The following is a 25270-nucleotide window of genomic DNA, read 5'->3' on the forward strand; positions in this document are numbered from 1 at the left end:
CATCGCACCGCGTGCTATCTCACGAAAATTGTGGCTGCCAGGTTGATCGGCGCCACCGGTGACGTCGACCATCACTCTGAGGGCCGAGCTCGCCGTCACACCAGCATGTCCACGTTGCCCAGCCGCTTCCGCACGTTCCTCTCTCTGATCCGACCCAGCCAGGTTCAGCTCCGCAAGCTCCGCGCCGCGCATCTCCTATTGAGCCGACACCTCCGACACAGCCCGGAGCTACAGCCGTACTTCGTGTCGACCTTCCTCCAGGGCAGCTACCGCCGCTCCACTGCCCTCGGCGCGCTCGGCGACCACTCGGGCTCCGACGTCGACCTCGTGCTCGTCACCAACCTGGATCCCGAGCGCCACGACCCCGAATCGGTGCTCAAGCTGTTACGCCCGCTCATCCGGCGGCACGGCCCCACATGGCGCGTGCAGGAGCGCTCATTTCGACTGTCCGACGGAGACATCTCGCTCGACCTTGTCGTCGCATCGGCCCCGACTCAGGTCGACCTCGCCTACCTCCGCGCAGAGGCTGCCGCCGAGCCGCTCGACGACAACGACCTCCCCAGCGCCGGCGAGCAGAATGCCTGGAAGCTTCAGCCGCTGTGGATCCCCGATCGCGGCGCGAAGAGCTGGCGGCGCACCTGTATTGGCTCAGCGTGAACGGGACAGAGGGTGGGTTGACGAACGGAGACGCTGAGGGTGAAGTGGAGGGTCGAGAGAAGTTACGCGGCGATGCCGAGGTGGTCCAATTCTCGGCGCTTGCGTCGGAGCTCTCGGGCTGCCTCGAGCTTGCGATCGCGGCCGGCCCAGATCTCGGTCTCGCGTCCGAGGAGTTTGTCGCGCGGGCTGACGTAGCCGATCGCGCTGTGAAGGCGGTGGTTGTTGTAGTGGTCGATGCGGGTGGCGATGGTGGCGTGGGCGCCGTCGGGCGTGACGGCGTGGATGGTGTTCTTGTCGAGGGTCCGGTGGTACCGCTCGATCTTGCCGTTGGCCTGGGGGTAGTTCACCGAGGTCCGGACGTGGGTCAGGCCGGCGAGGTCGATGAAGCGGCGGAAGTCGCCGGCGATGAACTGCGAGCCGTTGTCGGAGATGACCCGCGGGTGAGCGCCCGGGTGGACCTCGAGGGCGCGCTGGAGGATGAGCTCGACGTCGGCCTCGGTCATGCGATCGAGGAACTCCCAGTGCACGACGTATCGACTGTAGCCGTCGAGGACAGAGCACAGGTAGTAGTAGACGCGGGCGATGCTGATGACGGCGATGTCGATGTGCCAGTGCACGTGCGGGCCGAGGGGCTGGACGAAGCCGGTGCCCTTCTTGCTCGGCTTCGGTCGATGACGATCGAGCCGGCCGGCCGCCCGCAGGACGCGGTAGGCGGTCGCGGGGCTGACGGCAACGACGTCGTCGTCGAGCATCATGAAGGTCAGCCGCCGATAGCCCTCGAGCGGGTGCGTGTCGAAATAGTCGACGATCGCCTGACGCTCCCAGGGCTCGATCCAGTGGTCGCGCGGGGTCTTGCCATTGTGCTCGTTGAGCTTGCCGTATCGCCGGCGCCACTCGTAGAACTTGGCGCGGGCGATGCCCAGCCACTCCACGAACTTCACGAGCGGCACCTCTGTCTTTTCGGACAGCCTGTGCACAAAGTCGACGACCTGGTCGCGCTCGTCGTGGGGAACCCAGCGGTCCGTCAGGGCTCCCCAACAGATTTTTTTGTCCGGACCAGCTCCTCGGTCACCTCGGCGATCACCTCGTCCTTGCGGGCCAGACGAGCCCTGAGCCGCTCGTTCTCCGCGAGCAGCTCCTGCTCCCGGCTAGTCTCGACGCGCTTGCGAGATTCCCCGAACGCCGCGGCGCCGTGCTCGAACAGGTGGCGCTGCCAGCCGTAGAAGACGCTCGGCTGCAGCTCGGCGCCCTCGCAGACCTCCGACACCGGCACCTTCTCGAGGTGGTGTCGACGCAGCAGGTTGATTTTCTGGTCAGGGGTGTGGTGACGACGTGTCTTCTTGCTCATGGGCGGTCCTTGCCCCGGCTCCTTCTACCAGGCCGGGGCGTGTCCCATTCCAGCTGAGCCAAAACACACCCATCCCCTCGCCCAGCTCGAGCGCACGCGCGCGAAGAACCGGCTCACCGGAGGTCATTACATCAATGTCGTCAAGGTGCTCCGATTCTGGGCACTGCACACCCCCGGCATGCCGGAGCACCCCAAGAGCTACCCGCTGGAACGCCTTCTCGAAGAGTGTTGTCCCGACGACATCGACAGCGTCGCCGAGGGCATCGCGCGCACGCTGGAGGAGCTCGCCCGCCGCTATCGCAACGGCAAGAGGCCGCGACTGGCGGGCCACGGGGTCCGCGATCAGGACGTCTTGGCACGAGTCCCCGCCGCCGACTTCGCAACCTTCGTTCAGCTCGCCGCGTCGGCGGCCGTCGCGGCCCGCGGTGCGCTGGACGACGACGATGAGCAGTCCAGTGCCGCAGCGTGGCGAATACTGCTCGGCCCGCGCTTCCCGACCAGTCCGACCGTCTCCGAACCGAGCACGACGCGGTCGAACACGGACAACCTCATCGAGGAGCTCCGGCAACGCCGACACGTCGTCTTCACGGGCATCGAGGAGATCCGGACCCTCAAGCGCATCCTCGAGCGAGCCGTCGAGGTGCTTGATCTTCGGATCGAGTGGGATCCCAGCTCACCTCCCGAGCTACGCGATCATATCGGCGTGATCGGCCTGAGCGCCGCCCGCTGGGGTTTGATGGGCGCGGGTGTCGGCCTCGCCATCGGCGCCGCGACGTCTGTGCCTCGCAAGTGGATGTGGGGGGTCGCCGTCCTCGGCGCGCTCTACGGAGCGCATCGCGGCGCCACACAAGTACGCGAAGGCTGGCGCCTGCGCTGCTGGTACATCGCTCCCGACGTCCCGTGCGTCGAGGTCATCGCTGGGAGTTCCTCATGATGGTCGATCGACCACCGAGGACGGACGACTAATTCCTTGCAAGAGACAGATCATGCGAACCGTGACCCAGGCCTTTCAAGAATTTCTCTCCAGTCTTGAACTCACCGAGACGCAGCGCTCGGATGCGAGCGTGCAGCACACTTACCTTCGCTCGGCGCTACAGAAGGAGCTCGACGTGGAGGACAACTTCCTCTCCGGATCCTACGCGCGGAAGACCGCGATTCGGCCCCTGCACGACATCGACGTGTTCCTCGTCCTCAAGGACTGCAAGGCCCACAACCCGCGTTCTGCGCCAAGCACGGTGCTCGAGACCATCCAGTCGGTCTTGGAGAAAACCTACCCGAAGAAGACGGCGGTCGTGCAATCGCGGTCGGTAAACATCGCGTTCACCGGCACGGAGATCGCCTACGACGTCGTGCCGGCCTTCGGCGATGGCGACGCCTATCAGATCCCCGACCGTGATACCAACAAGTGGATCGCCACGGATCCTCGCATCCACGCCGATCTGGCGACTTCGGCCAACGAGACCGCAAACAAGCGCCTGAAGCCGTTGTTGAAGGCCATCAAGCACGCCAATCACAAGCACGGCAAGCTCGCGCGCTCCTTCCACCTCGAGGTGCTGTCCTGGAATGTGCAGAGCGTCGCCGAGGGCTCCTATCTCGACGGCCTTATCGAACTGCTAGCTGGACTCCAGGGCTCGATCTGCGACAAGTGTCCCGATCCGGCGGGACTCGGGCCGGATATCCAGCCTGAGCTGTCGCGCTGCTTGAAGACCCAGAAGTGGCTGTCCGACATGACCTCGCTCGCGCGCGACGCCGGTCGAATGGCCGCTGACGGACGCACCGGCGAAGCGCACGCCAAGCTCTTCGAACTGTTCGGCGAGCGGTGGCCCGAGCGTGGCAAGGCGGCCGCCCAGGTGGCATCTGCCATCATCTCGAGCGTCCGCAGCTCGGGCGTCGACGGTTCGGGCACCCGGTGGGGATAAGCAGATGGGCCACCTCTCGGACACACGACTTCTCGCGGAACTGCGGGCGCTTCGCGACCAATATCCGAGGATGCGCATGCTGCCGTGCGACATCGGCGCACCCACCCTCGAGGGTGCGCTGTCGATCGACGGGGAGACGTGCTGGGTTCGACTGACGCTGCCGCCCGGCTATCCCGCCCTCCCTCCAGAGCTGCGCGAGATCGACGGCGAGCGCGGCAACATCGTCCCCTTCGGTGGACGAGACAACCGTTTCCCTGACGGGACGATCTGCCTGTTCCCGCACGGAAATGACCCGCAGGCCTGGAGTCCTGAGCGTCTGGCAGTGGAAGCACTCGAGCGATTCACGTCGCTCGTCCGCCGCGATCGTGCGCGTGGTGAAGGGCGTACGCTCCACCGGATCGGCCGAGAGCGGCTGATTATTCAGGCGACGGCGGCAGCGATCTTGCGCGTGCCTCGCGGCTACGGCACCTTGCATGCGCGTCGACCGGACTCAGGACGTGGGGATTTTTTTGTGGATTGGGCGGAGTGCGAGACCCTGCCGCTCCGACCGCACCCTGAACTCAGCCCCGGCTGGCGTGCTGCGCTCCGGCACGAGGACTCCATCTTCTGGCTACGCGTCCCCATGGATGGCGCCGAGTGGGCGACGATTCTCGCCGGCAGCGCCGCTCTCGACGAGTTCCTCGGGGGACGCATCCCGCCCGCGCTGCACGACCGGCTCCGGAATGCGTCGCTCGCGGTCCTCGTTCGGGAAGAATCAGAGGCCCTCGACGCTGTCTTGGTGCACCGACCACGTGCTGCGATCGGAACGATCCTCGTGTGCCAAGTGCTGGTGTCGTCCCCGGAGGCGCTCCGCCACGCGCGAGCGGACGCCATCATTCCTCAACGAGACGCCCTGGCGAGGGTTCGAATCGTCATGATCGGCCTCGGCTCGCTCGGCGGTGCGATTGCCCTCGCCCTCGCTCGAACCGGAGTGCGCCGATTCACTCTGATCGATCCCGACGTGCTCACGCCGGAGAACTTGTCTCGCCACACTGGGACCGTCGCCGATCTCGGCAAGGCAAAGGTTGAGCTCGTCGCCGACGCTATTCGTGCGATCGACCCCGATGCCGAGGTTCAGACGATTCGGAAATTTTTGACTTGCGACCTCCCGTGGCTCGGGGCCCACGCCGAGCTCGAGACACTGCTCGAGAGCGACGAGCCTGCGCTGCTTGTGACTACCTGTGCGGCCGACGCAGTCGAACTGCAGGTCAACGCCCTCGCGCTGCGCACTCGGACCCCGGCGCTGTATGCCGCCGTTCTCGGAGCTGCGGATCACGGGCGTATCTTTCGGGTCCTCCCTGGCGAGAGCGCCTGCTACGAGTGCATTCGCGCCGCGCAGAGCGCGTCGCCAGCGCTACACCCTCGCTTCGAGCTCCCGGAAGATCCCCAGCGAGTGCCTTACCTGCACCCGGAATTGCCCGGTCTCGGGATCGACGTCGCCCAGATCGCGCTCCTGACTGCCAAGTTCGCGCTGCAGACGTTGGGCACCGTGTGGGACCTTGGTCTCGGGCTCACGAAGCAGTCCGGAGATCACTTGTTATGGACCAATCGAGGCGGTTGGGTCTTCGATCACCCACAGCAGCTACGAATCGAGCGGATCCCTCGGGACCCGAATTGCCCGGCCTGCGGCGATGCAGCGCAGGCGGAGACAATCACTCCGGCGGATGCTGAGGCGCTTGCGGCACTCAAGCTCGAGCTCACGAAAACGGGCGAAGAAATGCGTACTCCTGGCGCCGAATAGCCTTCCCGCGGCTTGGCCTACTCGATAAGACGATGACGCTCTATTCGCCGCGACTGCACTTCGAGAGGTTGTCCGGTTACGATGTCCAACCCACCGCGGCCACTGTTCCGGGTATTCGAGTGCCACCTAGCGAGAGCAGAGTTCCAGGCAACTCGACCTGGTTCGAGGCGCTCCAGCACAAACCTTCGTACCCCGCCATGATTCACGATCTCCGGTCACTCGAGCCCGCACTCAAGTACCTGCTCGACGGCCTTTCGACAACGGACACGACGTACGCAGCCGCAAACGACCGAGCCGAACGGTACGCTCGCTCCCTTGAGAACGACCGGGACTTCGGAGTGGTTGGAACGCGGATAGGCGGCTCCATTGGCAAGGGCACGGCCATCGCGCCGCTTAGCGATGTCGACTTGTACGTGTACCTGTCGCAGGAACACTGGCGGACCTCACGCCGCGAGGCTCTTTTGCCCAGCACCGTCATCGGACGCCTCCGCGCTCGAATCGTGAAGCGGTTGCATTTTGAGATCAGCGAGGGCCATGTAAGCATCCGCTCGCAGAAACACTCGGTCGGCATCCGCTTTAGAAAGCCGAATTCGGTTGGGATAGATGTCGTCCCCGCGCTCGTCGAGAACGGCGACGCGAGCGAAGCACTCATTCCGCGGCGGGGGACAGACGAATTCGTCGAAACTTCAGTGGAGCGGCAAATCGATCTTATCAAGCGCCTTGACTCCCCATTCCGGTATCTCCGACGTGGCATCCGTCTTCTTAAGTTCTGGAATCGACAGACCGATGTTGGGCTTCACTCGTATGCCGTCGAAGTCCTCGGGATGCATGCCGTGCACCGCGACTGCAAGCGTACCGATACAGGAGTTTTTCTCTCTGCGCTCCGCTTCATCGCCGCGACCGACATGCGCTCGCCTGTTTACATCGATCACTTCTTTCGCTTCTCACCCCGCGCCAGACGTTCCTGTATTATTATGGACCCAGCCATGCCGAACAACAATTTGGGAGAATTGCTGGATGCTCGGGACGGCTATCGTTTGGGCGCTGCGGCTCGCAGCACCTTACGCAAGCTTGACAAGGCAGCGGATTTCGCAGATCGTGGAAATATGCGTATTTCGGCGGAATGTCTCTCCGAGGCGTTTGGTCAGCCCAGGCTATTCAGATAGATGACTCCGAATGGTCACGTGCGCTCCACAGCGAGACCTCCAAGAACAGTCTCCATGCGGCTTGGGCTCGACCGAACCCGTCTCTCGCGCGCGACGCAGCGTTCGATCGACGGTCGCTCGACCCACGCGGAAGCGCTTGGCGAGCTGCTCGTAGGTCTGCCCGTCCTGTGCGCGGGAGGTTGAGGATGATGTGGCGGACTGGGTTCATGGCGCTCTCCGATCTCCCCGGCGGCGTCCACGGTGGTCGCTCGAACCGAGGTGGAGAACTGGTCGCAGCAGCCAGCGACCCGATCACGATGGATAACGCCGTAAAGTCTCATTCATCGAAGAACCGCGGGCATGATCGGATCCGCTGGAGCGCGCGACTGCATGGAGAACTCTCCTGCATGGAGCTCGCGTGGTTCAGTCTCGAGCGACCTTCACTTCCTGGTTTCAGTCCATCACGGGGCGACCGCCCTATCCATATCAGGAGGCCTTCGCTCTCGCGCCGGAGTTGCCGGACATCCTGTCCGTCCCCACCGGCGCCGGGAAGACCGCGACCGCCGTGCTCGGCTGGCTGTGGCGGCGGCGCTTTGCCGACGAGGGCACGCGGCTCCGCACCCCGCGACGACTCGTCTTCTGCCAGCCCATGCGCACGCTCGTCGATCAGACCTGGCAGAACGCCTGCGCCTGGCTCGAGCGGGCCGGGCTCCCAGCGCGCGAGCACGTCTTCCGCCTCATGGGCGGCGCCGTGGAGCACCGCTGGGACCTCCACCCGGATCGCGACGTCGTCCTTGTCGGCACCCAGGATCAGCTCCTCTCGCGCGCCCTGGCGCGCGGCTATGCCATGAGCCGCTACCGCTGGCCGTGGCACTTCGCCCTGCTGCACAACGACTGCCTGTGGGTCATCGACGAGGTGCAGCTCATGGGCGTGGGGCTCACCACCACCGCGCAGCTCCAGGGGCTGCGCGAGCGCCTCGGCACCGCCCTGAACGCGCGCACCTTGTGGATGAGCGCAACGCTCGCGGAGGGCAGCCTCGCCACCGTCGATCTGCGCGAGCGACCACTCACCACGCTGGGGCTCGGCGACGCCGATCGGCGCGCCCCGGGCCTCGCGCGGCGCCTCCGCGCCCACAAGCGGCTCGTTCGCAGCGACATCCGCGTCACGAAGAAGGACCCCGGGACTCAGGCGCTCGCCGCCGAGGTGCTCGCCGCGCATCAGGACGGGACGCTCACCCTCGTCGTCGTCAATCGTGTCGCGCGCGCTCAGGCGCTGTTCGAGGCGCTGCGCCGGCGGGGCTCGGGGCGCGTGGCGCTGATCCACAGCCGCTTCCGGCCCGCCGATCGAGCGGCGCACCAGGCTCCCGTCCTGCACCCCGCGGACGACCGGCCATGGACGGGCATCCTCGTCGCCACGCAGGCCATCGAGGCCGGGGTCGATCTCGACGCCAGGCTCCTCTTCACCGAGCTTGCGAGCTGGTCCTCGCTCGTCCAGCGCTTCGGCCGGTGCAACCGCGCCGGCGAGTACGAGGGCGCCGAGGTCCGCTGGATAGACGTCCCCGACGAGCTCGCGGCGCCCTATACCAGGGACGCGCTGAACCACGCTCGTGCCCGCCTGGCCGCCCTCGCCGACGTCGGCCCCGAGGCGTTGTCCGGACTCCCGCACGACGTCGCCGCCCCGACGCCGCCGGCGCTGCGCCGCCGCGACCTCCTCGAGCTCTTCGACACCCAGCCCGATCTCGCCGGACACGACCTCGACATCGCCCGCTTCGTGCGCGACAGCGACGACGTCGACGTCCAGCTGGCCTTTCGCACATGGCCCGGAGACCACGACGGCGCGCCGCCCCCCGCCGACTCCCCCGCGCCCCACGAGCGCGAGCTGGTGCGCGTCGGTGTCGTCGCGCTCCGCGACTTCATGAAGAAGGCCGGGCGCCCCGCCGCCTTCCGCTTTTCCAGCGAAGACGGCGCCTGGCACCTGGAGGAGCGCCCGGTCCCCGGGATGACCCTGCTCCTGCCGCTCCACATCGGCGGTTACGACCCCGCGCTGGGCTGGACGGGCGACCCGTCGCATCACGCGAACGACCTGCGCCCCTCGTCCGGCCACCCCGAAGATCATGACGCCGCCGATCGCTGGACCGCGGGCTGCAGTGACTACGTCCTGCTGTCGCGCCACGCCCAGGACGTCGCCGAGGAGCTGCGGGCGCTCGCCGTCACGATCGGGGGCGATCACCCGTGGGAGCTGCTCGAGCGGGCCGCTCGCTGGCACGACCTCGGCAAGGTTCACCCTGTCTTCCAGCGCATGCTCCTCGCCAACCTCCCCGCCGGGGATCTCCGCCACGCCGCCGGGCCGTGGGCCAAGAGCGACCAGCTCCGGGGCGCCCGCTGCGAGCGGCGCGGGTTCCGGCACGAGCTGGCGAGCGCCCTCTCGTACCTCGTCCATCACCCCGACGACGACCTCGGCGCCTACCTCGTCGCCGCTCACCACGGCAAGGTTCGCCTGTCGATCCGGCCATGTCCCAACGAACAGCCTCCCGCAGATCCCGGCCGGCGGTTCGCCCGCGGCGTCTGGGACGGCGAGCCGATGCCTGGCGCCGACCTGGGCGACGGCGTCCGGGCCTCACCCGTCACGTTGCGGCTCGACGCGATGGAGCTCGGCGCCCACGGCGATAAGCCGAGCTGGCAATCGCGCGTGCTGGCGCTGCGCGACCGCCTCGGTCCGTTTCGCCTCGCCTTCTACGAGACTTTGATTCGCGTGGCTGACGCCCGCGGCACCATGCGCCATCTGCCCGAGGAGTCCGCGGATGCCTGAGCTGTACCTCGACGGCTGCCGCCCCGAACCGCTCGCCCACTACCTCAAGGCGCTGGGCGTCCTTCGCCTCGTCGCCGAGCAGGCCGATCCGAACGCCCGCGGCTGCTGGCGCGGCGACGCCTTCGTCCTGAGCACCGCGCTGCCCGCCGACGCGCTGGTCGAGTTCTTCCTGCAGCGATACGTGCCCACGCCCTTCGTCGGACCCTGGAACGGCGGCAGCGGGTTCTACCCGAGCGATCAACAGTCCGGGATCGAGGCGCTCTCGACCTCGACCGCCGCCCGGTTCGGCCCCTACCGCGACACCCTCGTCGCCGTACGGCGTGTGCTCGATCGGCTCGGCCTGCAGCAGAAGCCCGACAAGGACGCCAAGAAGGACCTCGTCGAGCATCTCCGCAGCGAGCTCCCCGACCCCGCGCTCGACTGGCTGGACGCGGCGCTGGTCCTGACCGACGCGGGCCTCGACTTCCCGCCGCTCCTCGGCACCGGGGGCAACGACGGCCGACTCGAGTTCTCCAACAATCACATGCAGCGGCTCGCCGAGCTGCTCCTCGCCGCGACCGTACCCTTCCCCGCGCCGCTGCGGGCGGCCCTCTTCGGCGAGCCGACCCACGGCCTTTTGCGCGACAAGGCCATCGGCCAGTTCGCCCCCGCCCAGGCCGGCGGCGCCAACGCCAGCCCGGGCTTCGACCGCGACTCGCTGGTCAACCCCTGGGACTACATCCTCATGCTCGAGGGCGCCGTGCTGTTCGCAGCCGCGGCCACGCGCAAGCTCGAGTCGGCGGGGCCCGACGCGCTCACGTTCCCGTTCACCGTCCGCGCCAGCAGCGTCGGCTACGGCTCCGCTTCCATGACGGACGAGGCTGACACGCGCGACGAACTCTGGCTCCCGCTGTGGCAGCACCCCGCCGGCCTCGTCGAGCTACGAGCCCTGTTCTCCGAGGGTCGCGCCAAGGTCGACCTGAGGCGGGCTGGCAGCCTCTCGAGCCGCCCTGCCGTCACCGGCGTCGACTTCGCCCGCGCCGTCACCAACCTCGGCGTCGCCCGCGGCATCGACAGCTTCGTCCGCTACGGCTTCCACGTCCGTAACGGGCTCTCCTACCTCGCCACGCCGCTCGGCCGCTGGCGCGTCCCCGTTCGCCCGAGCGAGCACGTCGATCTGCTCACGCCGCTCGACGCCTGGCTCTCGCACCTCCGCCGCCGAGCCACCGCCAAGGGCGCCCCCGCGTCGCTGCGCCGGGCCTCGCACCGCCTCGAGGCCGCGCTCCTCGACCTGTGCCGCAGCGCTGCGCCCTCCGACGTGCAGGCCGTGCTGATCGCCCTCGGTGACGTCGAGGCCTCCCTCGCCCGCGCGCGCCAGCACGCCGAAGCGCGGCCGGTCCCTCGCCTGCCCGCGCTGTGGATCGAGCGAGCCGACGACGGCTCCCTCGACTTCCGCCTGGCCGCCGCGCTCGCCGGCGCTGGCCTACGCGCGCGGCTGGTCCCGGTGCGCGGCGGAGCCTGGACCGACGCGGACGCCGCTCGCGTCGTCTGGACCGACGCCGATCTGGTCCGCAACCTCCATGCCTGTCTCTTACGCCAGGAGATCGAAGACGGCGGGACCGCGCGTGGCGACGACGCGCGCAGCGACGCCACCATGGGCCGGCTCGACGACACCCGTCACCCACGTCGCTTCGCCGCCCTCGGCGACCTCGCCGCCTTCATCGACGGCCGCACCGACGACGCGCGCCTCGAGGCGCTCGCGCGCGGGCTCTCGCTCCTCGACTGGGACAGCATCCCCCACCGCGCGCCGCCTGGCCTGCGAACGCCCCCGCCGTCGAGCTTCGCCCTCCTGGCCCTCGCGCTCCGCTGGTGTCCTCCGGGACAGGCCCCGCGGCGCACCCCAGGCCTACTGACCCGCGCGTGCGCCGGCGATCTCGCGCGCGCCGTCGAGCTCGCCCGCCGGCGCCTCCGCGGCTACGGCGTCGCCGTCCCGGCCAGCGAATTCATCGCCGCCGCGCCGACGCGAGTCGCCGCCGCCCTCGCCTTCCCGCTGTCTCACCGCGCGCTCCCCGAGCTGCTCTCGCTCCTCGTCCCCCGTCACGTCCGCAACCTCGACCTCTCCCCGCTTGAGCCCACCCCATGACCCGCCTCGACCTCCCCTCCGCCCCGCGCCTGCTCCTCGAAGCCGACCTGCGGCCCATCCAGGGCACGCGCTTCCAGCCCACCGGCTTCCCCGATCTCGGCGCCGCCACCTATCGCCTCCCGGACGAGCGCGGCACCGAGATGCTCCTCGTCGAGTCCGCGCAGTCCGTCGCCAATCGCCTCGAGTCCGCGGTGTGGGACGATGCCGAGGACGATCTCGTCGCCCCCCTGCGCGGCCTGCCGTACGTCAAGGTCGTCCGCGACGGCAAAGCCCTCACCAACAGCCTGCTCGAGGCCCACCGCCTCAACTCGGTATACATCAAGAACAGCGACATCTTCGAATCCATTCGCTCCGAGATCGGTAAATCTGGCGACCAACCTATCAAACGTCAATCGTTTGTCGGCACTCTCTGCAAGTACGATCCGAGCTGTCTCTTGCACGGAATTTTTATTCCCGAAAAAAGCACCAATGCCCTCCGCCTCGCGCGGGCGCTCAGCGGCTTCATCGAGGCCCGCGACGTCCGGGTCGTCAGCGGCGGGGGCGTCAAGAACGACCGTGTCCACGCCGGCAAGGACGCCTCGGGCGCCGGCGCCGACGCCGGCTTCGGCAACGTGCCCTATCACCGCGACGAGTACACCGCCGGCTCGATCACCGCCTACTTCAACCTCGACCTCGCGCAGCTCCGCAGCTACCGCCTCGGCGCCGACCTCGAGCGGCTCCTGTTCGGCCTCGCCGTCTTCAAGATCCGCCGCTTCCTCGGCGAGGGCCTGCGCCTGCGCACCGCCTGCGACTTCGAGGCGACGACCGTCCGTGTCACCCGCCTCGACGGCTACGACCTCCCCGGCCTCGGCGTTGTCGCCGAGGTGCTGCCCGAGCTGATCGCCGCCGTAGCCAGGGCCGGCCTCTTCGCCACTCCTGCGATCACCGTCGCCCATTATCAGGAGCCCGGGAAGGCCAAGCCCGAGGCCGCCGAAGGCGCGAAGAAGAAGGGCAAGGGCAAGTGATCGCCGTCGCCTTCGAACTCCTCGCCGGCCGCTATCACGCCACCGGCTGGGATCACCACGTCAACGAGGGCACGGTCGAGTGGCCGCCGTCCCCGTGGCGGCTCCTGCGGGCCATGCTCTCGGCCGCTCTCCGCGAAGCCCTCCCCGCCGATCGCGTGCGCGCGCTCCTCCTGCGATTCGCGGGCCTTCCGCACTATCACCTCCCCCGCGCCGCCGCGAGCCACCTCCGGCACTACATGCCGCTCGCCGACGACAAGACCACCAAGGTCTTCGACGCCTTCTACGCCTTCGAACGCCCGGCGGAGCTCGTCGTCACTTGGCCGGAGGTACACCTCGACGCGCCCGAGCGCGAGCTCCTCGCTGCCATTCTCGCGGCCATCCCTTACCTGGGCCGGGCCGAGAGCTGGTCCCACGCGCGGCTCTGCGACCCCCCTTCGACGAGCGACGTGATCGCCCGGCCAGCCGCCGACGAGCCGTCCGAACACCGCGCTCGTCTGCTCGCGCCACGACCTGCCGACGAGTACCGCGCCTGGCGCGACGGCTACCTCGCCGCGCTCGATCCCAAGCAACGCAAGCGCTTGTCGCTGCCGACCGACGTCTGGGAGGCGCTCCATCAGGACACCGACGCGCTCTTCAAGGACGGCTGGTCGCGCCCTCCCGGCGCGCGCTGGGTCGACTACACCTTTGACGTCGACCCCCTGTCCTCGCGCCGCACCGCCCATCGCCCGGCCACCCTCGCCACACCCGCCCCGGATATCGCCCGCTTCGTCCTCGACAGCGCTGTCCATCTCCGCGTCGAGAAGACCCTCTGGGTCGCCGAGAAGCTGCGTGCCGCGCTGCTGAGCAAGCTCGGGAACCTCGCCCCGGGCGATGCTCCCTCGCTGATCGGTCACGGTGACGACGCGGCCCCGCTCACCGGCCACCGTCACGCCTACTTCTTGCCCGAAGCCGACGCCCGCGGGTTCATCGATCACGTCACCGTCTACGCCCCCGGCGGCTTCGATCCAGCGGCCGTACGCGCCCTGCAGTCGCTGCGCGAGCTCCACGGGCTCGGCAGCCACCCGACCTATCCCACCCTCGTCGCCCTCGGCCAGCGCGATCGACTTGAACGATTGCCCGCCCTCTTCGGCCGCAGCGACACCTGGGAGACCCTCACCCCGTTCATCCCGCCCCGCTGCCCGAAGCTGCGCCGCGGCGAACTCCGCGACACGCCCGAGCAACAGCTCCGCTGGCTCTGCCGTGAGGTCCTCGGCGAGGAGCCACTCACCGTCGAGATGTTCTCCCCGGAGGAGGCCCGGCGCCGAGGTCTGCACCACTTTCGCAACGCCCGCCGTCGCGGCGCCCCCGTGCCTGGCGGCGCTGCAGCCCACGGCGCCCGCTTCCGCTTCACCGCACCGATCGCCGGCCCGATCGCTCTCGGCTACGGCGCCCACTTCGGTCTCGGCGTCTTTCGCCCGGTCGTCGACAAAAATTTTTGATCGAGCGCCGGCGACGAACGACTAGAAGGTCGACGGCCTAACCGCCGGAACCCTCCCATGTCCGACCGCATCGACCTCAGTGGGTTCGCGGACCCGTGGCTCGTCGGCTACGACGCCCACGGGATCCAGGAGCTCATCACCGCCAGCAATCGACCACTCGCCATGCTCGGCGCGAGTGGCACGATCACCCGCTTCGACAGCTACGCCGCCTCGTCCGCGCCCGTCTCGGTCTTCGCTGGCGGCGGCCGCGGGGTCGAGCTCGTCGACGGCCACGACGCCGCGATCGCGCGATGTCGGCTGCTCGAAGCGCACTACGCGGAGCAGACCTTCGGCGGCCCGCTCTCGACCGCGGCCGTGCCCCTCGACCGGCTCGACCAGGCCGCCAGCCTGCGCTGGCTACGACAACGCCTCGAGCTGCTCGCCGACGCCGCGCGTCCCCCGGGGCACGGCTATCTGGCGGCCTATACGCGCAAGAGCGATCAATGCGCCGACTGCGGCGGGTATCAGGCCACTCATGAGTCTCAACGCCGGGACGCTCGCGGCGAGCGCGTCTGCCTGCGCTGTCACGCCATGACCCAGCGCGGGCGCCTGGCGAGTGAGCGCTCCGGCGAGGAAATCCAGTCGCTCCTCGAGCTCGCCCCGCACGGCCAGTACCTCGCCGCGCTCTCCCTCGACGGCAACAACCTCGGCGCCTTCTTCGAGGATCTCCGCACGCTCGACGACACTCGCCGGGCCAGCGGCGCGCTCAAGCAGGTCTTCTCCGACGCGCACGCCGCGGCCAGTCGCGCGATCGGAAGTCGCCACGTCTCGCTCGCCACCGGCGGCGACGACATCCGCCTGTTCCTCCCGCAATCCCTCGTGCTTCGTTACCTCGACGCGCTGATCCCCGAGCTCGAACGAACGGCCGCCGCCCTCGCCGCCCGGCCGCCCTTCCGCGGCCGATTCGACCGCTTCGGCGTCGGCGTCGGCGTCGTCCTCGCCGACGCGCACCTGCCCGCCAAGCGACTCATGGAGTACGCTCACGATCTCGAGCAGTCGGCCAAGCGCCACTGCCGGACGAACGGCCCGCGCTCTGCGATCGACTTCGCAGTCCTCACCGCCGGCGACGCCTCCCGCATCGAGCCTTCTCTTCGTCGCCGGGGCCGTAAGCCGCTCGGCTTCGGCGAGACGTGGGAAGACGCCCTCCGCGACGCCGCCGCGCTCGCCCGGGTGCCGAGCTCGCAGCGCTCGCTGCTGTTCGACGAGCCGGCCGATGATTGTAAAGAGTTTGGCAATCAATGGCGCTACCAGGTCGCCCGCCACGCAGAATGGCGGGCCTGGTACGACGCGACTGGCCGGGAATGGCGCGACGCCGAGGCCGTCGTGCGCGACCGCCCGCGCGCACATCACCTCGATCTCCTGCACTTCCTCGCGCCCGATCCGCGCGCCGCGGCCTCGACGACCGCCCGTTGAACCAGGACACGTGCATGTCTCGTCCCTTCACTCTCACCATTCGCGCGCACGGCAGCCTCGCGCTCGGCGGCGTCACCGGCGTCGAGCGCGACCATCACAGCGCATCCGCCCGGGACGCCGCCGGACGACCGTTCATCCCTGCCACCGCCCTCCGCGGCGTACTTCGCAGCAACCTCGAGGCCGTGCTGCGCGGCGCGGACTGTCCGGCCTGCGCCGGTGGCACCGGCCTCGCCCCCGACGCGCCCACGGGCGCTCGCCCCGGGCCTTGCACGCTGGGTCCGGAGGGCGCGCGCTGCCTCGCGTGCCGGCTCTTCGGCGGGCACCACGAACGACTGCCTGACGGCGCCGCGTTCTTCTCCGCCCTCGTCCTCGCCGACGCCGTCCTCCCCGACGACTCGCCTCCGCCCGCCTGGACCACCCGCAGCACCGTCGGCATTCGCCGCGACACCCGCAGTGCTCGCCAGCACGTGCTCGCCCAACAGCGCGTCCCCACGCCGGACGACGCGCTCGTCTTCGTCGCACACGGGCGACTCCTCGATGCCGATCTGGAGTCGTGCCTGCACGCCGCGGTTTCGGCGACCACTCACATCGGCGCCGGCCGGAGCCGTGGCCTCGGGCGCATCGAATGTGTCCTCCGATTCGACCCCCCGGCGGAGGCGCCGGCCATCGCCGTCGAGGGCGACAGCGTCCGCCTGCGCCTGCGCCTGGTCTCTCCGGCGTGCATCGGCGTCGCCTTCGCCGACGACAACCTCCGCGACACCCGGCGGGAGATCCCCGGCTCGGCGCTCCGCGGCGCGATCGGGTTCGCCCTCGCCGAGGCGCTCGACGGCGTACACACCCGCGAGCGCCCCGACGCGGCCTTCGAGCGGTTGGTCGCCGAGGACGGCGCCCGCTTCGGCTTCCTCTACCCTGTCGACGCGAAGAGCGTCCCCCTCGACGCCGCGCCGCTCCCCATCACCACCCTTGGGTGCAAGTTCGAACGCCACGCGCATCCCGTCGTCGACGGCTTCCTCGACGCGATCGCGGCCACCCTCGCCGACTCCGCCGTCGTCGCCGCGCGCGTACACGACACCTCCCACGTGTCCTGTCAGACCTGCCGCGCCCCCCTGAGGACCCTCCGGGGCCCGCGCGAGCACAAGTCCGCCGTCGCTACCCGCACGATCACCCGCCTCGCCATGGATCGGCAGCGCGGCTCGGCGCGGAGCGAGATGTTGTTCTCGCAGGTGCTGCTCGAGCCTGGCCTCCACCTCGAGGGCTCGATCGACAACATCCCGGCGGAATGTCGCGACCGGCTCGCGCTCGCCCTGTCGCGCCCGCTCGCCCTCGGGCGGGGCCGCGCGCACGGCTGGGGCCGCGTCGAGGTCCAGGTCGTCCCCTCGCTCGACCTCCCGCCGCTGCGCCAGCGCGCCGCCGACTTCCACCACGCCCTGGGCGAGCGGCTCGCGCGAGCCGGACTCTCCCCTGCCGAAGCGGCCCGCTGGATCCCCATCACGTTGCACGCCCCCATGATCCCCGACGCGGACGAGGAGGACGGTGAGCAGGCAATCCTCCGCACATTGCCGGGCCGCGTCGCCTACAAGGCCCGCCGCTTCACGCGTGAGGGCGGCTGGGACCAGCGGGAGCACGGCCTCCAGCCGGCGCTCGCCGTCGCCGCCGGGGCCGTCTTCGCCGTCCAACTCCCCGAGTCCGCGCGGCTCGAGGACCTCTTGCCCCGCCTCGCCCATCTCGAGCGCGACGGCCTCGGACTCCGTCGCCACCAGGGCTACGGCGCCCTCCGCTGTTTCGACCGGATTCATTGCTGACACCACGATGCAAACCAACCTCGCAGACCTCCGTCCCCACCGCCAGGCGCTCGTCCAGGCCGCCGAGAGCGTCTTCAGCGATCCTCACTCGTTGGAGCGCGAGCGGGAGCTCAAGTCACAGCTCAATCACCGATCGCCGTCTGCAACGAGGCGACCTGCACCGAGGAGATCGAGCTTTACCTCCGCTACCAGTCGGCCCGCGAGGGCCGCCACATTGGCACCGACATGGTGCACGCGATCATCGAGGCCATCCACAAGGCCTTCGAAAAGGGCCTCCCCGACGAATCCCGGCTCGGCGCCTGGCGGCTCTACGCCGTCTATCTCGCGCGTGCCTATACCTATCGCGCCGCGGTCCTCAAGGCCAATCCGCGGACCGCGAGCCACCCCAACCGTGAGATGCGAGGGAGGCAGCGATGAGCGCCGCCGACTTCCACGTCTTGCGTCGTCGCCTCCGCCTCACCGGCGAGCTCGTCACTGTCACCGCGCTGCACGTCGGCAGCGGCGGCGCGGGCGAGCTCGACGGCGCCGACCTCCCGGTCCTGCGCGACAGCGACGGCTTCCCCTATATCCCGGGCGCCAGCGCCAAGGGAGTCCTCCGCGCCACCATCGAATCGCTGCTGCGTGGGGCCCTGCCCGATCGCTCGCACCCGCTCTGGCCCTGCGACCCGCACCACGAGGCCCCGCGTGAGTCTGATCGCGACGGCGCCTGCGGCTTCCACAAGAGCAACCAGCGCACCCACGCCGAAGCCAGCATCGACCGCCACTGCCCCGTGTGTCGCCTCTTCGGGTCCCGCGTCCTCGCCAGCCACGTGCGCATCACCGACGCGCGCGTCCACGCCGACCAGCGCGACGGTCACCCGCCGATCGAGATCCGTGACGGCGTCGGCATCGACCGCGACCTGCGGACCGCCCGCAACGGCCTCAAGTATGACTTCGAGGTCGTCTCCCCGGGCACGCGCTTCGCCCTCGAGGTCTTCGTCGACAACCCTGAGCCCTGGCTCATGGGCCTCTTGCTCGTCGCCTTCGAACAGCTCGACGAGGGCTTCGCCGCGCTCGGCGGCTTCAGCTCGCGCGGCCTCGGGCGCGTCCGCTGGCGCTGGACCGAGCTCCGCAGCATCGAAGCTCGCGCGCTGCTCGTCGGGAAGCCCGAGACCGTCCACACCGACGTCGACCGCGTCTTCGCCGGGTACCGCGAGGCGCTGGCGAAGCACCTGGAGGAGGGACCGACTCATGTTCAAGCGTAGTTACAACCGCGCCATCCTGCGCATCGAGCTCCGCACCGTCTCGCCGCTCCTCATCAAGGCCGGCGACTCCGGCCTCGGCCCCACCGCCGCCCAGCTCGCCTGTGTGCGCACCCGCCACGCGGACGCTGGCGTCGAGACGACCGTGTACATTCCGGGTTCGAGCCTGCGCGGGGTCGTCCGCGCCGCCGCCGAGGCGTCGCTCGCCGGGAAGACCTTCGTGAACCACCACGGTCCCGTCGACGGCTACCGCGACCCCTTCGACACGGCCTCTGGGCGCTCGATTGCAGGTGGCCCGCCGCCACCCACCGCCGAGATCCACCGCAGTCACCCGCTCACGATGCGACTGTTCGGAAGTACCAGCCTCAAGAGTCGTTGCTCGATCCGCGACCTCTTCCCCTGGTCGCCCGGCACCGCCCGCATCTCGCAGGCCGACACCTTCACCCAGGCTAACCGGACCGAGCTGCGCAACAACGTCGCCATCGATCGCGTACTCGGCTCGGTGAAGCACGGCCCCTGGGACGCCGAGCTCGTCCCCGCCGGCGTCTCGTTCTGGGGCGACCTCGCCCTCGAGAACTACGAGGTCTGGCAGCTCGGCCTCCTCGCCCGCGCCTTCGACGAGCTGAACGACGGCTTCGCGCAGCTCGGCTCCGGCAAGAGCCGCGGTCTCGGGGTCGTCCGTCTCACCGTCACCACGCTCGTGCATGAGCAGGCCGCCCGGGCCGGCGCTCGCCCGCACGGCGTCGCCCACCTCGCCGACGCCGAGACACGCCGCGCCTACGACCTCTTCTCCGAACCTCCGGACGCCCTGCCGATCGCAGACGGCGAGCCGCGCGGCCTGCATCGCCGCTTCACCGTCACCGACGCGGCCCCGTGGCTCGACGCCGGCCGTCGCGCGCTCGCCCCCCTGGAGTCACCCGCATGAAGCCCACCAGCCCCGCCCCAGGCTACGCCTTCATCTCCCTCCCCGAGCGCGTCGACCGGCAGCCGCGGCCGCCCCACGCCGCGCACGATCGTCGGCACGAGGCCACTTACTCCGGCACCTTGCGGCTCACGTGGCTCGCCGAGCAGCCCATTCACATCGGGACCGGCTTCAAGCGGCTCGTCGGCGACCGGAACGCACGGGCCATCCTCCGAGAGCACGCCCGCCTCGGCGACGTCCCCTGCATCCCCGGCTCCAGCCTCAAGGGCGTCCTGCGCGCCCGCTTCGAGGCCGTCACGCACAGCTGCTTCGACCCTCCGAAGCACGACGTCCGCGTCAAGATTCGCTCCTCGACCTTCAACGAGCGCGGCATCACCCACGCCATCCTGAACGCCGACGCCGTCCGCGGCTTCGAGCGCACCTGCAGGAGCCCGGGCCCGCTATGCCCGGCGTGCGCTCTGTTCGGGGCCCTCAACCTCCGCAGCCGCCTCGTCGTCACCGACGCGCGCCCCGCCGCGCCCACGCTCGACTCGTACACCATCCCCGAGCAGTTCGTCCCCAACCTTCATCACGTCGGGCGTCTTCGTGTCCGCGAGTCGGACAACGTCCTCGAGATCCAGCGCCTGCACGGCCGCAAATTCGCGGTCGGCCGCGACGAGCGCCCCCCGCCCTCCAACTATGCACACGCGGCGGCCCAGCGTCAGGCCCAGCCGCAGCGCCTCGAGGTCCTTCCGGTCGGCACCCACCTGCACAGCGAGCTTCGCTACACCAACCTCACCACCGCGGAGCTCGGCGGGCTCCTCGCCGCCCTCGGCCTCGCCCCGCGCAGTCGGCTCAAGATCGGCGGCGGCAAATGTCACGGCCTCGGCCGCCTCTTCCTGGCCGAGCACACGCACAGGCCCCGTGGGAAGCACGACGATGAGCCGCTCGACCTGGACGGCTGCGCCCACGCCTTCGCGCGGAGCCCGGCCTGTCAAGCCGCGAACCTCGCCCGCCTCGTCGCACTTCACGGGGAGGACTGCTGACATGCTGACCTCCGCGGAATTCGTCGAGCTCGAGCAACGCGCCGAGTCCTTCACCACCAAGAACCACCATCGATTCCTGTCGAACGCCCTGATGTGTCTGCGCCGCACCCACGATCCCGTCGCGGCCTTCGAGTTGCTGGCTCGAATGACGGGACGGCGCGACGAGGCCAGCGCCCTGCAGGACGTCCGCGGCTGGTACGAACAATTACTGGCACGGCCCGCGCGTCTGGACCCCGACAAGATCGAGCTGTGGCTCGCCTGGACCCGACGCCTCGCTCGCGTCCAGGAGGCCGAACCTCGCAATCGCCAACAGCCCGATCGCGGGCGCCCCCACGCGCGTGACGTCCGGCCCTCCGTGACCCTCGACGCCCAGCTCCGCTTCTTGCGGCAGCGATACCCCGCGCCGCCTTCCCTGCCTCCGCCTTCGCCTCCACCCATCCCAGGCGCGCCTCCCCTCGCCTCCGTCGGGCCCCGCCACGTCGAGCGCCCCCCATTACCGCAAGCGCTCACCGTCCTGTTCGCCCGCCATCAGGACGCGATCAAGACGCTCAAGGGGCTCGCCAAGCAGACCGGCCCTGGACAGCACCCGCCGAGGCCCATCCCGCTCGCACCCGTCAGCGGCAAGTTCCCGGCGGAGCTCGACGAGGTCGTCCTCGACGGCGCCAGCGCCACCGGCGTCCCCGATTACCTGCAGGCGCTGACGAAGCGCTACCACGGCAGCGCCTTCCCGTTCCACGTCACGAACCTCGCCTGGGAGGGGGACCGCGTCGTCGCCCGCGCCATCCTCCTCGCGCCGCCGCCGACCTGAATCGGGCGCGCAGCCCCATCCCTGCTCAGAAGCCGGAGACGACCGTTCGCAGCCCGAACCGGTCGTCTTCGCGTGTCCGGAACAAGGAAGCGCGTCGCTGTTGCTCTCGCCGAGATCAAGCACGCGGAGGCCACGCTCGATCGAGCTCGTTCGCGCGACTACACGTCAGCCGGCCCCCGCGGGACCGTGTGAACGCCCTGCTCAGCTTCGGCTACTCCCTCCTGATCCGCGACGCCACCGCCGCGGCCGCCCGCGTCGGCCTCGATCCGATGCTCGGCTTCTTGCACGTCGTCCACCCGGGGCGCCCCGCGCTGGCCCTCGACCTCGTCGAACCCTTCCGCGCCGCCTGGGTCGACACCGCCGTGCTGCGCCTGATCGCCACCCGCGGCATCGACCGCGACGACTTCGTCTTCTCGAGCGCAGGCGTCGCGCTCACCGACCGTGGCCGTCGCGCCCTCATCGGCGCCTACGAGCGACGCGCCGACGAGCTCACCACCCACCCTCGCTTCGGCTACCGCATGAGCTATCGCCGTCTCCTCGAGCTCGAGGCCCGCGTCCTCGGCAAGTGGCTCGTCGGCGAGATCGATCAATTCACCCCGATCTGGACCCGGTGATTTCAATGCGCTCTCATTACATCGTCAGCTACGACATCGCCGATCCGTCGCGCCTCCGCCGGGTGCATCGCACGCTGCGGGACTTCGGCGACGGCATTCAGCTCAGTGTCTTCGCCTGCCAGCTCACCGACCGCGACCGCGCCGTCCTCGAGTGCCGCCTGCTCGAGATCCTCAACCAGCGCGAAGATCAGGTGCTCTTCATCAAGCTCGGCCAGGTCGCCGAGGACGGCGATGCACCGCCGCGCTGCAGCGTACTCGGCCGCAAGCTCACGCCCGGCTTTCGTCCGCGCGCTCGTCTACTGATACAGCCCGACTCGAGGGATTTGGAGTATCTTCATGCCTACGAAACGAACCCCGGACACCGCGCTCATGCAGACCATCGACCGCGACGAACGCGTCCTCGCCTGCGACCTCCTGCGCAACCTCTGCGACCTCCTGCGCGGCGTCCTCGACGACCTCCTCCTCGGCGGTCCCCACCTCGAGGTCCAGCAGCTGCAGGAGTCGGTCGAGTATCTCGTCCTCTCCTCGCGCTACCACGGCCGAGCACTCAATAACGCCAGGATCTCCCGCCGCGGAACGATTCGTCGGACCCCATCCGACAACGTACCCGAACCGGCCCGTCCGTTCCTGCGGCTGGGCTCGTACATCGGCGCCTTCCGCTCGCACCAACTCCTCGCCGTCGAGCTCGGTCAGCAGGCTGCCGCACCGGCGCCGCCAGGCCGAGAACTGGGCGAGAGTGCTGGACCCCCCCCGGAGGACCACTCCGGCCGCTTCTCGACCTACCGTCGAGACCTCACCGGCGCCGCCATCGACGCCCACCTGCAGGGGGACGTGTGGACTATCGACATCGACGGTCAGGTCCACGCCTTCCGCCCCCACTCTGGCGACTCGAACGAACCCTGAATCGTTCGCCTGACGGCGGCAAGATCCGTTCCAGCCGCCGGCCTCGCTCCGAGAATGCACGCGACCCCCGACCGTGCCACCCCCGGGCCCTCCGTGCAAACCTTCCCAGAACGCCGTCTCCCCCGCGCTTGACGCCCCTTGACAACCCTGGTGCAGAACAGGAACCTGGGCACTGAGCCCTCGCCCATGCCACCGCGTGCATCCTCGACCGACAAGCCGAGCGATCTCGCAACCCTGGCCCCCAGACCCTCGCCGCCTCGATCTCGAGGCGGACCCGTTGAAGCTTGATCGGCGTGCCGGTGAGGCCCCACGCGCGACCGCCACGCCGCCTCGATCTCGAGGCGGACCCGTTGAAGCGGCGGGACCGGCGGCTGGCCGGGTAGGAGCATGTCGACTCGCCGCCTCGATCTCGAGGCGGACCCGTTGAAGCTTTTTCGCCATGGGGACCTCGGTGGTGCGCGCCGCTCGCCGCCTCGATCTCGAGGCGGACCCGTTGAAGCGGTGAGGGTCGCGGCGCCGGGAGCACGGGCGTGGTCGGCTCGCCGCCTCGATCTCGAGGCGGACCCGTTGAAGCCCGACACATGCAGATGGCTTGTGGGACCGGTGGCCCTCGCCGCCTCGATCTCGAGGCGGACCCGTTGAAGCGACCGACGATCGGTCCAGAATCAGAACCTCGGACGAATCTCGCCGCCTCGATCTCGAGGCGGACCCGTTGAAGCGACACCATCGATCGCGCCTTCCACGAGTGGTCCCTCCTCGCCGCCTCGATCTCGAGGCGGACCCGTTGAAGCATCGGGGAGCCCTGGTCCGACCTCGGCCTCGTCGAGGCCTCGCCGCCTCGATCTCGAGGCGGACCCGTTGAAGCCGAGCCGGCGAGCGGCGATGGGTGCTTGAGGTGCAGCCTCGCCGCCTCGATCTCGAGGCGGACCCGTTGAAGCTGCGCGACGAACACGGCGAACTGCTGCTCGGCCCACCTCGCCGCCTCGATCTCGAGGCGGACCCGTTGAAGCCGCGGAACGCCGCTCGCAGGACCCGGCCTCGCTGACTCGCCGCCTCGATCTCGAGGCGGACCCGTTGAAGCAGGATCTCGACGGCCTCGGGGCTGAACATCGACAGGGCGCTCGCCGCCTCGATCTCGAGGCGGACCCGTTGAAGCCCATGGACGTCCTCGGCTACGCCCGCTCCCTTTACCTCTCGCCGCCTCGATCTCGAGGCGGACCCGTTGAAGCCTGCACGTCGACGCCGGCCTCCTCAGCATCGGCACTCGCCGCCTCGATCTCGAGGCGGACCCGTTGAAGCATCGGCCCCTTGAAGGAGATCCCGGACCGGATCCGCGCTCGCCGCCTCGATCTCGAGGCGGACCCGTTGAAGCGTCGCGGTCGGTGGCGCGAACCTCGGCGAGAACGACCTCGCCGCCTCGATCTCGAGGCGGACCCGTTGAAGCCCCGTGGTCCATCAGTGGCAGGGCCAAGTGCGGTTCTCGCCGCCTCGATCTCGAGGCGGACCCGTTGAAGCTGCCCCCGCTCCAGCATCGGCTGTTCTCCATGCCCGGTCTCGCCGCCTCGATCTCGAGGCGGACCCGTTGAAGCAAGGCGGCCGACCAAGGCGACCCGCGGGACCTGCACCTCGCCGCCTCGATCTCGAGGCGGACCCGTTGAAGCATCGTCGCCGTGTCGATGGCCGGCAGCGAGGCGATCGCCTCGCCGCCTCGATCTCGAGGCGGACCCGTTGAAGCCTCCCCGGGCAGATCAACGCGGCCACCCTCGCTGTCTCGCCGCCTCGATCTCGAGGCGGACCCGTTGAAGCGAGGAGGCGAAGGCCGTGCTCGCCGCCGTGTTCCCTCGCCGCCTCGATCTCGAGGCGGACCCGTTGAAGCAGCACCGCGCACCCGATGAACCTCGCCGGCGAGGCGACTCGCCGCCTCGATCTCGAGGCGGACCCGTTGAAGCGCAGCGTCCGGCATCTCGTCGCGCCAGGCCTGATGGGCCACTCGCCGCCTCGATCTCGAGGCGGACCCGTTGAAGCGAGGTCAGATTGTGGGCCTCGTCGGCGACTACAATCTCGCCGCCTCGATCTCGAGGCGGACCCGTTGAAGCGCCTCCTCGGTCGTGGCGCGCGCGTAGCTGTCGACCTCGCCGCCTCGATCTCGAGGCGGACCCGTTGAAGCCCGACGACGGACGCGGGGGCCGCGACCAGCACCCGCCTCGCCGCCTCGATCTCGAGGCGGACCCGTTGAAGCCA

General features: G+C 69.5%; 20 protein-coding genes and 1 CRISPR repeat array (1 of these 21 cut by a window edge). Of the genes, 18 read left to right on the forward strand and 2 right to left on the reverse strand.

Annotated features, from left to right (window positions below):
• Window positions 1-105: 105 nt before the first annotated feature.
• Entirely contained in the window at window positions 106-657 is a 552-nt protein-coding gene (locus OV090_RS40990) for a hypothetical protein (RefSeq protein ID WP_267712120.1), read from the forward strand.
• A gap of 62 nt (window positions 658-719) precedes the next feature.
• On the opposite strand, the gene OV090_RS40995 is transcribed toward OV090_RS40990, so the two are convergent.
• Entirely contained in the window at window positions 720-1598 is an 879-nt protein-coding gene (locus OV090_RS40995; protein WP_267710321.1) for a DDE-type integrase/transposase/recombinase, read from the reverse strand.
• An 83-nt stretch (window positions 1599-1681) separates the two neighbouring features.
• Entirely contained in the window at window positions 1682-2005 is a 324-nt protein-coding gene (locus tag OV090_RS41000) for a transposase (RefSeq protein ID WP_267701425.1), read from the reverse strand.
• A 178-nt stretch (window positions 2006-2183) separates the two neighbouring features.
• On the opposite strand from OV090_RS41000, the gene OV090_RS41005 reads away from it, so the two are divergent.
• The 17 genes from OV090_RS41005 (at window position 2184) to OV090_RS41090 (ending at window position 23029) form a co-directional block, all read left to right on the forward strand.
• Window positions 2184-2939, forward strand: coding sequence for a hypothetical protein (locus tag OV090_RS41005; protein ID WP_267710322.1), 756 nt, complete (start codon window positions 2184-2186; stop codon window positions 2937-2939).
• Window positions 2940-3000: 61 nt separating this feature from the next.
• Window positions 3001-3924: a nucleotidyltransferase gene (locus OV090_RS41010; protein WP_267710323.1), complete on the forward strand. Its 924-nt coding sequence runs from the start codon at window positions 3001-3003 to the stop codon at window positions 3922-3924.
• 76 nt (window positions 3925-4000) lie between these two features.
• Window positions 4001-5704: a ThiF family adenylyltransferase gene (locus OV090_RS41015; protein ID WP_267710324.1), complete on the forward strand. Its 1704-nt coding sequence runs from the start codon at window positions 4001-4003 to the stop codon at window positions 5702-5704.
• Window positions 5705-5736: 32 nt separating this feature from the next.
• On the forward strand, window positions 5737-6870 hold the full coding sequence (locus OV090_RS41020) for a nucleotidyltransferase (protein ID WP_267710325.1): 1134 nt from the start codon (window positions 5737-5739) through the stop codon (window positions 6868-6870).
• A gap of 397 nt (window positions 6871-7267) precedes the next feature.
• Window positions 7268-9658 carry a CRISPR-associated helicase Cas3' gene (gene cas3, locus OV090_RS41025; RefSeq protein WP_267710326.1) on the forward strand — a complete coding sequence of 797 codons (2391 nt, stop codon included), beginning with the start codon at window positions 7268-7270 and terminating at the stop codon, window positions 9656-9658.
• Window positions 9651-11780 carry a type I-U CRISPR-associated protein Csx17 gene (csx17, locus tag OV090_RS41030; protein ID WP_267710327.1) on the forward strand — a complete coding sequence of 710 codons (2130 nt, stop codon included), beginning with the start codon at window positions 9651-9653 and terminating at the stop codon, window positions 11778-11780. Before cas3 ends, csx17 begins: the two co-directional genes overlap by 8 nt.
• Window positions 11777-12784, forward strand: coding sequence for a type I-U CRISPR-associated RAMP protein Csb1/Cas7u (gene cas7u / locus OV090_RS41035; RefSeq protein WP_267710328.1), 1008 nt, complete (start codon window positions 11777-11779; stop codon window positions 12782-12784). The genes csx17 and cas7u overlap by 4 nt, the downstream gene beginning before the upstream one ends.
• A complete protein-coding gene (gene csb2, locus OV090_RS41040) occupies window positions 12781-14262 on the forward strand; it encodes a type I-U CRISPR-associated protein Csb2 (protein WP_267710329.1) in 1482 nt (493 codons plus the stop codon). Before cas7u ends, csb2 begins: the two co-directional genes overlap by 4 nt.
• Before the next feature lie 57 nt (window positions 14263-14319).
• Window positions 14320-15714, forward strand: a complete 1395-nt coding sequence (locus OV090_RS41045) for a hypothetical protein (protein WP_267710330.1) — start codon at window positions 14320-14322, stop codon at window positions 15712-15714.
• Window positions 15715-15728: 14 nt separating this feature from the next.
• Window positions 15729-17516 carry an RAMP superfamily CRISPR-associated protein gene (locus OV090_RS41050; RefSeq protein ID WP_267710331.1) on the forward strand — a complete coding sequence of 596 codons (1788 nt, stop codon included), beginning with the start codon at window positions 15729-15731 and terminating at the stop codon, window positions 17514-17516.
• 225 nt (window positions 17517-17741) lie between these two features.
• Window positions 17742-17933, forward strand: a complete 192-nt coding sequence (locus OV090_RS41055; protein WP_267710332.1) for a hypothetical protein — start codon at window positions 17742-17744, stop codon at window positions 17931-17933.
• On the forward strand, window positions 17930-18760 hold the full coding sequence (csx7, locus tag OV090_RS41060) for a CRISPR-associated RAMP protein Csx7 (RefSeq protein ID WP_267710333.1): 831 nt from the start codon (window positions 17930-17932) through the stop codon (window positions 18758-18760). The genes OV090_RS41055 and csx7 overlap by 4 nt, the downstream gene beginning before the upstream one ends.
• Window positions 18747-19682 (forward strand): RAMP superfamily CRISPR-associated protein, encoded by a 936-nt coding sequence (locus OV090_RS41065; protein WP_267710334.1) that lies wholly within the window; start codon window positions 18747-18749, stop codon window positions 19680-19682. Before csx7 ends, OV090_RS41065 begins: the two co-directional genes overlap by 14 nt.
• Window positions 19679-20704, forward strand: coding sequence for an RAMP superfamily CRISPR-associated protein (locus OV090_RS41070; RefSeq protein WP_267710335.1), 1026 nt, complete (start codon window positions 19679-19681; stop codon window positions 20702-20704). The genes OV090_RS41065 and OV090_RS41070 overlap by 4 nt, the downstream gene beginning before the upstream one ends.
• A gap of 1 nt (window position 20705) precedes the next feature.
• The gene (locus tag OV090_RS41075) at window positions 20706-21512 is read left to right on the forward strand and encodes a hypothetical protein (protein WP_267710336.1); all 807 of its coding nucleotides are present in this window, start codon (window positions 20706-20708) and stop codon (window positions 21510-21512) included.
• A gap of 17 nt (window positions 21513-21529) precedes the next feature.
• Window positions 21530-22126 carry a CRISPR-associated endonuclease Cas1 gene (gene cas1 / locus OV090_RS41080; RefSeq protein WP_267712121.1) on the forward strand — a complete coding sequence of 199 codons (597 nt, stop codon included), beginning with the start codon at window positions 21530-21532 and terminating at the stop codon, window positions 22124-22126.
• Window positions 22127-22462: 336 nt separating this feature from the next.
• On the forward strand, window positions 22463-23029 hold the full coding sequence (locus OV090_RS41090) for a hypothetical protein (RefSeq protein ID WP_267712144.1): 567 nt from the start codon (window positions 22463-22465) through the stop codon (window positions 23027-23029).
• A 248-nt stretch (window positions 23030-23277) separates the two neighbouring features.
• A CRISPR array of direct repeats spans window positions 23278-25270; the repeat unit is 36 nt; unit sequence CTCGCCGCCTCGATCTCGAGGCGGACCCGTTGAAGC; it runs 3111 nt beyond the window's last position.

The organism is Nannocystis sp. RBIL2 (genome assembly GCF_026626745.1).
GTDB lineage: Bacteria > Myxococcota_A > Polyangia > Nannocystales > Nannocystaceae > Nannocystis.